Raw genomic sequence first — 12,113 nt, 5'->3', positions numbered from 1 at the left:
TCCCTTTATTTTAATAGAAAAACAAATTCATGAGAAAAAGGTAAGGAGCAGAAATAACTGGAGATATAATAGAAACTGGGTCACTTTTTTTGATAATTATTCCAATCAAATGGCGATTTAGAAAAAAAGTTTAAAGAATTGTTTAAATAAGCCGAAAGATATAGTAAACTAGTGGAAGCGGATACGGATAATTATATTTGATTTTATTCTATGAAAGACTTGAAATTCAAATGATTTTATGGTTATTTTAAAACTAGTGATAGGTGAATAGCTGCACAATTTTTTTGTGCTGATTCTGAACTGTTGCATAGCAGTTAGTTTCCGCGAAAAAGATTATTAACAGCTACGTGAAAACAGAGCTGTTTTTAATAATGCCGCCAGGCAAAGAATATCAATAGAAGGAGTGAAACATTTTGAAAGAACGTCGCGTTGAAAGAGTAATTGAAAAAATGAAAGAACAAGGTTATGGCCAACTGCTAGTTTCAGATCCAACAACTATTTTCTATCTAACTGGTCGCTGGATTCATCCTGGTGAACGGTTGTTAGTATTAGTGATTACTCCAGAAAATAAAAACACATTGATCGTTAACAAATTATTCCCAATCGAAGAAGACTTGGGCGTGGAAAAAGTATTTATTGATGATACCGACGACGCTGTGAAAAAAGTACTTGAGTATGTTGATACTGACCAAAAAATTGGTGTAGATAAGAATTGGCCTGCGCATTTCTTATTACACTTATTAGAGCTTGTTCCAAATGCTAAATTAGGCAATGGTTCTGAAGTCACTGACGCAGTTCGTGCGATCAAGGACGAAGAAGAAAAACAATTGATGCGTGATGCGCAAGCAGATAATGAGATCGCGATTGATCGTTTGAAAAAATTATTGCCACAAGAACTAACCGAAGCTGAAATGGCGGACAAATTAGGTGAGATTTACAAGGAGTTAGGCAACACAGGCTTCTCATTTGATCCGATCGTGGGTTACGGCGCGAATGCGGCTGACCCTCACCATGAAACGGATGATTCAAAAGTTAAACCTGGTGATTCAGTTATCTTGGACATCGGCGGAATCAAGAATTCATATGCTTCTGACATGACGCGGACATTCTTCTACAAAGAAGTGTCTGACAAAGGTCGCGAGGTCTATGAAATCGTCAAAGAAGCTAACCAACGTGCCATCGACTTAGTAAAACCAGGTGTAAAACTGTCTGATATTGATGCTGCAGCTCGTGATTACATCACAGAAAAAGGCTATGGTGAATACTTTACTCACCGTCTTGGTCACTTCATCGGAATCGATTGCCACGAAACAGGTGATGTTTCAGGCGCAAATGATGCTGTTGCCGAAGTGGGCAATGTCTTTTCAATCGAACCAGGAATCTACATTCCAGGCGAAGTGGGTGTCCGGATCGAAGATTTAGTGATCGTTACAGAAGATGGCTGCGAAAACTTGAACCATTATCCAAAAGACTTAGAAGTAATCGGTTAGGAGGCCGCGCAACGTATGAAAATCGAAGAAGGATATATGCCTTATCTAGGGCATCAAACTTATTATCGAGTTGTTGGAGAACAAAGCGGGAATAAGAAACCATTGATTGTCATGCACGGCGGACCTGGATCAACCCATAACTATTTTGAAGTTCTTGATGAAATGGCGGTCGATGGCCGCCAGATCATCATGTATGATCAATTAGGTTGTGGGAAATCTGCGGTGCCTTCACAGCCGGAACTTTGGACGGCGGAAACATGGGTCAATGAATTAATCGCTTTAAGAGAGCACCTAGGATTGGATGAAGTCCATTTACTGGGACAATCTTGGGGCGGCATGCTAGAAATCATTTATGTTTGCGATTATGCACCAAAAGGCATCAAGAGTATGGTACTTTCTAGTACGTTGCCTTCTGCCAAGCTTTGGGCACAAGAACAACATCGGATGATCAAGTTTATGTCAGAGGAAGATCAGGCGGCTATTGCAAAAGCAGAAGAGACCGGCGTTTACGACGATCCAGCTTATCTGGCGGCAAATGATCGCTTCATGGTACGCCATGCGGCTCCAGTATTCACAGAAGCTGATCCTGAACCATTATGGCGTGAAAAAGTAGCTGGTACCGAAAGCTATGTCACGGCTTGGGGGCCGAATGAATACTCACCGGAAGGAACTTTGCAAGGGTATGATTATACCGAAAAGTTGCGTGACGTCACTATCCCAACACTTGTTACGAGTGGCACAAACGATTTGTGTACTCCATTAGTAGCAAAAACAATGTATGATGCGATTCCAGGAGCAAAATGGGAATTGTTTGCTAACAGCAGACACATGCCATTTGTTGAAGAACGTGAAAAATACATGAAGTTGTTGGAAGAATGGCTAGCAGCGAACGATTAATTTTTTAAAGAGAGAAGGAATGATAGTGGAAACAACTCCAGTAAAAACAAAGAAACCTTTTGGGTTTTATGTCTGTGCGTTAGGGTTTTCGTTTGAACGATGCGCATTCTACACAGTAAAATATATGTTGGCAATCTGGATTGCGGTTAATGTAGGCTCTGGAGGTCTTGGACTTTCAACTGCAAAAGCTGCATCAGTATCAGCTGCATTTGTTGCAATGACTTACATTACTCCAATTTTTGGTGGTTGGTTAGCCGATTATTGGTTAAGTCCACGCCTTTGTGTGGCTGCCGGAATGATTTTGATGGGTGTAGGTTATCTATTTACTTGGCAGGCAGATTCCCTGACTATGGTTTGGATAATGATTATCTTAGTATCGATTGGTACTGGATTATTCAAAGGTAATTTATCCGGGGTAAACGGGTTGCTCTTTGATGATGAAAAAGCACTGAATGAAGCTTTCTCTGTTCAATACTCATTTGTAAACATTGGTTCATTCATTGGAACGACTTTCTTAGTATTGTTAATTCCAACATTTGGCTATAATTTTGTTTTCTTAATTTGTGGTATTTTACTATTAGTTGATGCATTATGGTTTATTTTCAATAGCCGTTCATTGGGTGATGCAGGAAAAAAACCATTTAAAATCGACCAACGTAAATTTGAATCTGCTGGTAAAAAGGAAGAAGGAGCAGATGCAAAATTAACTTCAGGGGATAAAAAACGTATTTTAGCGATTATCCTAGTTACTATCTTTTCTATTGTCTTCTGGACAGTTTGGTACTTAGCTTATATGCCGGCTTACTATTACTTTGGTTATGGTGATGGCGCAGGTTTCTTAGAACGAGCAAACTGGCTAGTAGGTAGCTTTAAAGTTCCAACGTCTTATTTTGATTCAATGAATGCATTAACTTGTATCATTTTAGGCCCACTATTAGGTCGTTTGTGGACTAAAATGGCTGCTCGTCCTAAAGGCGATATGAGTATGTTTAAAAAGACAGCATTAGGAATGATCTTAGTAGGTGTTTCTTATGTTGCAATGGTTCTAGCTGATATTATTGGTAAAGGACAGACATCAATTTTATGGTTAGTATTGGTAAGTTTATTGATGTCAGTTGGTGAAATGATTTTCTCTCCATTAGGAAATTCATTTATCGCGAAGTTAGCACCAGCTAAGGTTATGGGATTATTGCTAGGATTATGGCCAATCGCTGTATTCTTTGCGACTATGATTTATCCTAAAATCTATGCTATTTTAGAAACAGATGATCCTTCTCGATTCCAAATGGGCTATGGTGTTTTAGCAGCGGTTGTTATCGTATTAGGTTTAGCGTTATGGTTTGGAAGTAAAACTCTTGATCGTTTAGAACAAGACGATTAATTATTTTTAGCACTTGCCTCAATCGGGTAAGTGCTTTTTTTGTCTTTAATATAGTTTAAAGCGTGTTAATTCTGAGATTTTTTTAATGTGAACAGATATACATAAATTTTCTGGCAATTTCTTTCTAGTAATGATTCTTTATTAGGTTCATTTTTTTTAGCCTATAGGCTTCCGAAAAATAACAGATATAATTAATCGTCATAAAAGTGAAATAACAGGCGTGTTTTCTTATTAAACAGATGCCTAACCCTTGTTGTCGACAATCCACAATCGTTAAAAATAGGATTGAATCAATCTTTGTAAACGGTTTTTGTGTAAGTGATATTTTTGATGAAAATTTAATTAGAGAATCCAAAAAAATCTACAATTTGTTAAGTTATTTGTCAGAAAATATCAAAATTATCGGGAAACTACCTTTTACAAGATGGTTGAGTGTGCTATGATTTACTTGAACTACGGGTGGCTGATTTGCTCAAGTTCGAACAAACAAAGAAGCAAGGAGGTGAAATAATTTGACACAAATTCTTATACCATTAAAACAACATGTCGGCGCTCCTTGTAAAGGGATCGTGCAGGCTGGTGATCAGGTCCAACGAGGACAATTAATCGCTGAACCTAATGGTTTAGGTGCCAATATCCATGCAAGCTTTTCTGGAAAAGTGGTGGATGTGGATGGTGAAAATATCGTTCTGACAATTGACGAGGAACAAGACTTTTCAACATTCGTTCCCATTCCTGAAACAGATTCTCACGCAAAAGCAGTGGAAGCTGCGGGAATCGTCGGTGCTGGGGGTGCAGGTTTCCCAACATTCTTGAAACTGGCTTGTGAGATTCCAGAAGGACTTTTCATTGCGAATGGTGCAGAATGTGAGGCGTTATTAGCTCATAATGTCAAACAAATGAGCGAGCACATCGATCAATTGATTCGCGGAATGAAATACTGCATGGAGATGACGAAGGCGCCAAAAGGTGTGATCGCCGTAAAAGGCAAACATCGGATGTTAGTTACACGCCTGTTAAAAGCAGTGGACAATGAACCAACGCTTGATGTTTATCAATTGCCGGATATTTATCCAGCAGGGGATGAGCGTATGATCGTTCGTGAAGTAATGGACATTGTTTTGGAACCAGGTCAACTTCCTACAGAGGTTGGTGCTGTGATCGACAATGTGGAAACGATTAAACGAATCGCAGAAGCAATTGAAGATCGCAAACCGTTCATTGACAAAGACGTGACCGTTTCTGGTCGTGTAAAACAAAAAGAAACAGTTTTCGTAGATGTACCTATTGGCACACCAGTCAAAACCTTGATTAACAATGTTGGCGGATATGTCGAGCCTCATGGTGAAATCGTGATTGGCGGACCAATGACGGGAAGAAGCGGCGATGAGATGACACCGATCACTAAAACAAGTGGTGGTGTGCTAGTTGCTATGCCTTTCCCTCAAGAAAGCCGAAAAGTCGGTTTATTAATTTGCGAATGCGGCGGTTCAGCCGAACGCATGACCGAGATCGCTAACAACATGGGCGCAGAAGTTGTCGCTGCAGAACGCTGCAAGCGAATGGTAGAAGTAAATGGAAGATATAGATGTGCCCTGCCAGGTATTTGTCCAGGCCAAGCTGCAACTGTCATGTCCTTGAAGAAGCAAGGAGCAGAAGTAGTATTGACTGGATCCTGTTCCGATTGAACGAACACCGTTATGGGTGTAGCTCCTAGGTTAGGAGTTCCGGTTTATCATCATACAGATCATGTGCTGCGGGCAGATGGGCATAGACTATATCGTCGATTACCTACAAATTAATTTTAAAAATTTAGGAGGATTTAACGAATGTCTATTACAGCAGAAACTGCTAAAGAACATGCCAAAGACCCTGCAGTATTATGTTGCCGTGCAGAAGCAGGCAAAGTAATCGCACCAGATGATTTAGAAGATCCAGCGATCTTCCCTGATTTAGAGGATTCAGGGTTATTAGAAATGCCTGAAAATACTCTAACTATCGAACAAGTACTTGGCACGACATTGAAAGAAACAACGGATGCGTTGGTTCCATTAACAAAAGAATTATTAGATGGTGTTTCAGAGGACACTGAAGAAGTAGCAGAAGAAGAAGCTCCTGTTGAAGAAGCTCCAGCTCCAGTTGCTCCTATTGCTCCCGTGGCACCAGTTGCGCCAGTGGGCGGACAAACAATTAAAATCCATATTGCTGAAGGACGCGGTATCGATCTAGAAGTACCGATGGCTATCGCAGGTCAAATGGGTGTTGCCCCAGCAGCGCCAGTACCTCCAGTTGCAGCGGATCAAGCGCCAGTAGCGCCAGTTGCAGCAGCGGCTCCAGAAGCAAAAGTAGAAGAAAAAGTCGTTCGTTCCGTTCGTCGCGATCACATGAAGATCGAAAAAGTGACATTTGGCGATGAAACGAAGATTGAAGGTACGACATTAGTTTTACGTAAAATGGAAGACATGTGTGCGGAAGCGGCAGAACTAGAAGAACTAGTTGAAAGTGTTACTTTTGAAATCATTACACCAGATAAATACAACGAATATAGTGAAACGATCATGGACGTACAACCTATCGCTGCTAAAGTCGATGGCGCAGATATCGGCCATGGTGTTACGCGTGTGTTAGATGGCGTTGTTATGGTTCTTACAGGAACAGATGCAAATGGTGTTCAAATCGGTGAATTTGGTTCATCTGAAGGTGAATTAGACCGTAACATCATGTGGGGACGTCCTGGTGCACCAGACAAAGGCGAAATCTTCATCAAAACACAAGTAACAATTAAAGAAGGCGCGAATATGGAACGTCCTGGACCATTAGCCGCTCATAAAGCATCTGACTACATTACACAAGAAATTCGCGAAGCAGTGAAAAAAGCAGACGAATCTCTAGTGGTAGAACAAGATGAAATCGTACAAAAACGCCGGATTGGTAACAAACGTGTGATCATCGTTAAAGAGATCATGGGTCAAGGTGCGATGCACGATAACTTGATCATGCCAATCGAACCAGTTGGAACATTAGGTGCAAAACCTAACGTTGACCTTGGAAACTTGCCAGTCATTTTAGCACCAACTGAAGTATTAGACGGCGGGATCCATGCATTGACATGTATTGGACCAGCATCAAAAGAAACTTCTCGTCACTATTGGAGAGAACCATTAGTACGTGAAGCGATGGAAGACGAAGAAATCGATTTAGTCGGTGTTATGTTTGTAGGTTCTCCGCAAGCGAATACTGAAAAATATTATGTTTCTAAACGTTTAGGTATGACGATCGAAGCGATGGATGTTGATGGCGCAATCGTTACAACTGAAGGATTTGGTAATAACCATATCGACTTTGCTTCACATATCGAAGAAATTGGTAAACGCGGCATTAAAGTTGTCGGAGACTCTTACTCAGCAGTACAGGGTGCGTTAGTTGTCGGTAACCCAGAAATGGTTGCTATGGTAGACAACAACAAATCAATGCAAGGAATCGAAAATGAGATCTTGTCGAACAATACCCTATGTAAAGAAGATGCAATTCGTGATCTAGCAATGTTGAAGACCTTGATGGGCGGCGGCACGATCAAAGCTGCTGAACGTAAATGGAATCCAAACGTGAAAGCCAACAACATCGAGATCATCGAAAAAACAACAGGCAAGAAAATTGACCTGGTAGATAACGAACAAGTCTTACCTAAGAGTAAAAAACGCCAAGAAATTTACGAAGTAGAATAAGGTGAAGCAATGGATGGAATGGATAAACTCAAATATATTTCGACGGAACAGATGTTTGAAGGCATCATCGTTGAACTTCACGATGCCAGCGTGACGATCGACTTAAAAGGTCGACTCGGTCAGCTTAAAATCCCCCGTCGAATGATCATTTCTGAATATAATTTAGAGATTGGTCAAGAAGTTGGGTTTTTAATGAGCTATCCAGAAGTTTTGGCAGAAGAGCCGGATGAACATTATAAAACTGCTATTTATGAGCACGAACGTCGTCGGGCCGAAGCCAGAAAAAAACGTGAAGAAGCAAGAGAGGAGAATTAACACATGGGCTTAACAGTCTTTGAAGGGTTACAGTCAGAAATTTTTGTGCCAATTACGCCAAAATCTGTCTTTACCCCTGTGAAAAAAGAGCTTAAAGAAATGCGCGTGGCGTTAGCAACAGCAGCCGGCGTACACTTGAAAACAGATAAACGTTTCAATTTAGCGGGTGATACAACTTACCGCGAAGTACCAGACACTTCTAAAGTAGAGGAATTGATGGTTTCTCACGGTGGTTATGATAATGCCGATGCGAACCGCGACATCAATTCAATGTTCCCATTGGATCGTCTACATGAATTAGCTGCAGAAGGCTTCATCAAAGAATCTGCACCTGTTCATTACGCATTCATGGGTGGTGGTGGAGACCAAGACGCATTCCACGATGTGACTGGACCAGAAATCGCTCAAAAATTAGTAGAAGAAGAAGTCGACGCTGTCGTCTTAACCGCTGGCTGAGGAACCTGTCATAGAACTGCCGTGATCGTGCAGAGAGCTATTGAGGAAGCGGGAATTCCTACTATTTTAATCGCCGCATTACCACCAGTTGTACGCCAAAACGGGACACCACGTGCCGTTGCGCCGCGTGTACCAATGGGTGCCAATGCAGGTGAACCACATAACATTGAAATGCAAACAGGTATCATGAAGGATACTTTAGAAGCACTAGTATCAATCGAAACGCCAGGGAAAATTGTTCCATTACCTTATGAATACATTGCCCACGTCTAAGTCAAGAGGCTGATTTAATAAGTGTTTAGCGTCGAGAAATAAGACGGGAATTCCTAAAATTGCTTTTCAAATTTTTGTGAATTTTCGACTTATTTCTGAAGACGCTACTTATTAATCGCCGTTTACATTGAAAGTAGGTGTGAATGATGCGAGGCGAAACTTTAAAGATCAAAGTATTTCATATGGAGGAAGTTACTGTTGGTAACGACTTCCGTATTGAACCAACTCGTTTACAAATCAAGCAAGACTTTGACTGCAAGGACGCCGCTATTCAGAAGCTGACGATTCGATTGCTCCCACCGCAACAACTTAATGTTGAAACCAACACCATTATGGATATCATTCCGATCTCCACAAAGGTGTTGGGGGCGTTGGGTACAGGGATCACGCATACACTTACGGGAGTTTCAGTCGTCATGACTGGGGCTATTGAAGATGGAGAACAAATGCATGAATTTGGCTCCTCTGAAGGTGTTTTGCGTGATCATTTAGTATTGGATCGAGCAGGGACGCCTAAAGCGGAGGACTACATTATTCATGTAGATCTCTTAGCGAAAAAGGGGACTCCTTTTAATCGTGAGCTCTGTCTTAAAATGTTTGCGATTGTGGATGAGTTTGTCCAAGAAATTCGTGAGAGAATGAAGATGTTAGAGGGGAAGGACGCCTGTGAAGTACACGTTTATGAAGAGCGTAGTAATCCGGGTAAACCTAAAGTCGCTTTAGTCAAACAGGTGGCGGGTCAGGGAGCAATGTATGATATGTTGCTTTATCCAAATGAACCTAGCGGCTTTAAAGGCGGTTGTTCAATTATTGATATGAACAATATGCCGGTATTTCTAACAGCAAATGAATATCGCGATGGGGCAATTCGTTCCATGGTTTAGCGTAAATAATGGATAGGTGGTGGCGTTATGGGAATTGGTCCATCGACCAAAGAAACATCACTGCATCATTTCCAAGATCCGCTTGTCGAGCTTCTTGGTAAGGACCCAGATATTGACTTTCAAGGAGTCGTTGTCGTGGGAACACCGCAAAGTAACGCAATGAAATACCTCGTTGGGCAGCGTACAGCTGCATGGTTGGAAGGCATGCGCACCAATGGCGTGATCGCTTCAACCGATGGCTGGGGGAATTCAGATGTCGATTTTGCGAATACCTTAGAGGAAATCGGTCGTCGAGATATTAGCGTGATTGGACTCAAGTTCATTGGTACACAAGCGAAATTTGTGGTGGAAAATGACTTTACGGATCACGTATTGGACTTTAATAAATCAGAAGCTGGAGTCGAGACGGAGGTTGTTGGTGAAAATACTATCAACCATCGGGATGCAGTTAAAGCGCTTGCGTCAATTAAATTAAAAATGCGAAAAGATAATCAACAAATACGTTAGCGTAAATTTTTATGAGTATGAATTATCAAAGTCCTATTTATTTTTAAAATAGGTAACAAGGGAGGATAATCATGAAAGTATCAAAAATGATCTCAGCAATCGACACACATACAGCAGGCGAGGCTGCACGTTTGATCATCGGTGGAATTCCAAAATTCCCAGGTGAAACAATGGCTGACAAGAGAGCTTATTTAGAAACGGAAGCAGACAATCTGCGTAAAATGTTGATGCTGGAACCACGTGGGCACCGTGATATGTTTGGCGCCTTCATTACTGAACCTGTCCACAAAGAGGCTGATTATGGAATCATCTTCATGGATTCAGGCGGTTACTTGAATATGTGCGGACACAATACGATCGCAGCGATGACATCAGCCGTGGAACAGGGCTGGGTAGAGGTTAAAGAAGGCGAACGTGAGGTCAAAGTTGTTCAAGATACACCAGCAGGAATCGTACGCGGAACAGTTCATTTGGATGAAGACTATTCAGCTGAATCCGTTTCATTCGAAAACGTGGAATCATTCCTTTATAAAGAAAATGTAACGGTCAATGTTCCTGAAATTGGTGAATTGACAATGGATATTTCCTTTGGCGGAAGCTTCTTCGCGATCTTACCGGCAGCATCTATTAACTTAGAAATTAAGCCGGAAAATGCTTCGAAATTCAATGAATTAGGTATGATTATTCGCGATGCAGTGAACGAACAGATCGAGATTCAACATCCGACATTGGAACACATCAAGACCGTTGACCTTGTTGAGTTCTATGGTCCTGCAACAAGCCCAGATGCAACGTATCAAAATGTCGTTGTCTTTGGTGATGGCCAAGTGGACCGTTCTCCTTGTGGAACTGGTACTAGTGCCAAACTTGCGACATTATATGGCAAGGGTGAAATGAAAGTTGGCGACACTTTTGTGTATGAAAGTATTTTATGCACGAAATTTAAAGGTGAAATTGTTGAAGAAGCGGAAGTTGGAGGATACAAAGCAATCATTCCTCGTGTATCAGGTTCTGCTTATGTCACTGGATACAACTCATTTTTAGTTGATCCGAAAGATTCCTTGAAGGATGGTTTCCTTTTAGGATAAAGATGAAGGAGGGGTAGTATGGTAACAATTATATTAGCAATTTATGTTGGGTTGATTTTGATGCATGCAGTCAATATGGGTGTTGATACAGTCAAACATAAAGACGATTTGGGTCATGGAAATTGGATTGTCTCAGGAATTATCGGGTTCATTACAGACTTCTTGGATACATTAGGGATCGGTAGCTTTGCACCAACTGCGATGCTGTTAGATTTTACAAAACAATTGTCCAGTGACCGCTTATTGCCAGGAACACTAAATGTAGGACACGGGATTCCGGTATTGGTTGAAGCGTTTATCTTTACTCAGGTAGTAGATGTATCTCCTGTTACGTTGATCGCTTTAGTTGGTTCCGCAACAGTAGGTGCTTTTATCGGATCAAGATTCGTAACTGGGTTGCCAGAAAAGAAAGTCCAACTTTGGATGGGCTGGGCTTTAATCATCACGGCTGTTTTGATGTTTGCTCGTCAACAAGGCTGGATTGATATCCTAGGTGCGGATAATACTGCAACTGCTTTAACGGGTATCAAATTAGTAATTGGTGTTGTGATTAACTTTATTCTAGGCGCGTTGATGACGATCGGTGTTGGTTTATATGCCCCATGTATGGCGATGGTTTATATGTTGGGCCTAAGCCCGTTAGTTGCTTTCCCTGTAATGATGGGTTCTTGTGCCGGCTTGATGCCAGTTGCAAGTATCAACTTTGTTAAAACAGGCGATTACGCTCGTAAAGTTAGTTTAGCAATTACAGCCGGCGGGATCATCGGGGTAATCATTGCCGCGAAATTCGTAACTGGTTTGAACCTAGAAGTTTTAACGTATATTATTATCTGTGTTATTATTTATACTGGTGTAACATACATTCGCAAGAGTATGAAACCAGCTCAAACGGCTTAATAAGGTTCAATTTCAAAGCTACTTGCTCACATGTGGAGCAGGTAGCTTTTTTGTGTATAGGAAGCATTAAAAAAAATCATTCGTAAGCGTCATATACTAAAGCGTCTCGTTTTCTCCTTCTCCGACTGCTAAACTTACTGTATCAACTTACAGGAGGCACACTATGGAGAAAAAAGAAATCGTACCTATTCAGATCGTGG

General features: G+C 41.2%; 11 protein-coding genes. All 11 read left to right on the top strand.

Annotation, left to right across the window (positions count from 1 at the left end):
* The first annotated feature begins 413 nt into the window (after window positions 1–413).
* The 11 genes from KQI58_RS19750 to KQI58_RS19695 all read left to right on the top strand — a co-directional run bounded on the left by KQI58_RS19750 (window position 414) and on the right by KQI58_RS19695 (window position 11,913).
* Window positions 414–1,490, top strand: a complete 1,077-nt coding sequence (locus KQI58_RS19750; RefSeq protein WP_216410679.1) for a M24 family metallopeptidase — start codon at window positions 414–416, stop codon at window positions 1,488–1,490.
* 15 nt (window positions 1,491–1,505) lie between these two features.
* Window positions 1,506–2,387, top strand: a complete 882-nt coding sequence (gene pepI, locus KQI58_RS19745) for a proline iminopeptidase (protein ID WP_216410678.1) — start codon at window positions 1,506–1,508, stop codon at window positions 2,385–2,387.
* Between the two features lie 25 nt (window positions 2,388–2,412).
* On the top strand, window positions 2,413–3,768 hold the full coding sequence (locus tag KQI58_RS19740; protein WP_216410700.1) for a peptide MFS transporter: 1,356 nt from the start codon (window positions 2,413–2,415) through the stop codon (window positions 3,766–3,768).
* Between the two features lie 512 nt (window positions 3,769–4,280).
* Window positions 4,281–5,570 (top strand): proline reductase-associated electron transfer protein PrdC, encoded by a 1,290-nt coding sequence (gene prdC / locus KQI58_RS19735; protein ID WP_301282214.1) that lies wholly within the window; start codon window positions 4,281–4,283, stop codon window positions 5,568–5,570.
* Window positions 5,571–5,597: 27 nt separating this feature from the next.
* On the top strand, window positions 5,598–7,493 hold the full coding sequence (gene prdA, locus KQI58_RS19730) for a D-proline reductase (dithiol) proprotein PrdA (RefSeq protein ID WP_216410676.1): 1,896 nt from the start codon (window positions 5,598–5,600) through the stop codon (window positions 7,491–7,493).
* A 9-nt stretch (window positions 7,494–7,502) separates the two neighbouring features.
* Entirely contained in the window at window positions 7,503–7,808 is a 306-nt protein-coding gene (locus KQI58_RS19725; RefSeq protein WP_216410675.1) for a CBO2463/CBO2479 domain-containing protein, read from the top strand.
* Window positions 7,809–7,811: 3 nt separating this feature from the next.
* Window positions 7,812–8,537: a D-proline reductase (dithiol) protein PrdB gene (prdB, locus tag KQI58_RS22865; protein ID WP_253296048.1), complete on the top strand. Its 726-nt coding sequence runs from the start codon at window positions 7,812–7,814 to the stop codon at window positions 8,535–8,537.
* 146 nt (window positions 8,538–8,683) lie between these two features.
* Entirely contained in the window at window positions 8,684–9,421 is a 738-nt protein-coding gene (gene prdD, locus KQI58_RS19710; protein WP_216410699.1) for a proline reductase cluster protein PrdD, read from the top strand.
* Between the two features lie 27 nt (window positions 9,422–9,448).
* Window positions 9,449–9,928: a glycine/sarcosine/betaine reductase component B subunit gene (locus tag KQI58_RS19705; RefSeq protein ID WP_216410673.1), complete on the top strand. Its 480-nt coding sequence runs from the start codon at window positions 9,449–9,451 to the stop codon at window positions 9,926–9,928.
* Window positions 9,929–9,999: 71 nt separating this feature from the next.
* Entirely contained in the window at window positions 10,000–11,016 is a 1,017-nt protein-coding gene (locus tag KQI58_RS19700) for a proline racemase family protein (RefSeq protein WP_216410672.1), read from the top strand.
* Between the two features lie 18 nt (window positions 11,017–11,034).
* A complete protein-coding gene (locus KQI58_RS19695) occupies window positions 11,035–11,913 on the top strand; it encodes a sulfite exporter TauE/SafE family protein (RefSeq protein ID WP_216410671.1) in 879 nt (292 codons plus the stop codon).
* Window positions 11,914–12,113 lie beyond the last annotated feature (200 nt).

This window comes from Enterococcus raffinosus, from assembly GCF_018917525.1.
GTDB classification, from domain to species: domain Bacteria; phylum Bacillota; class Bacilli; order Lactobacillales; family Enterococcaceae; genus Enterococcus_A; species Enterococcus_A raffinosus_A.
Note: the sequence above shows the minus strand (reverse complement) of the source record. Positions and strands in the feature narration are given on the sequence as shown.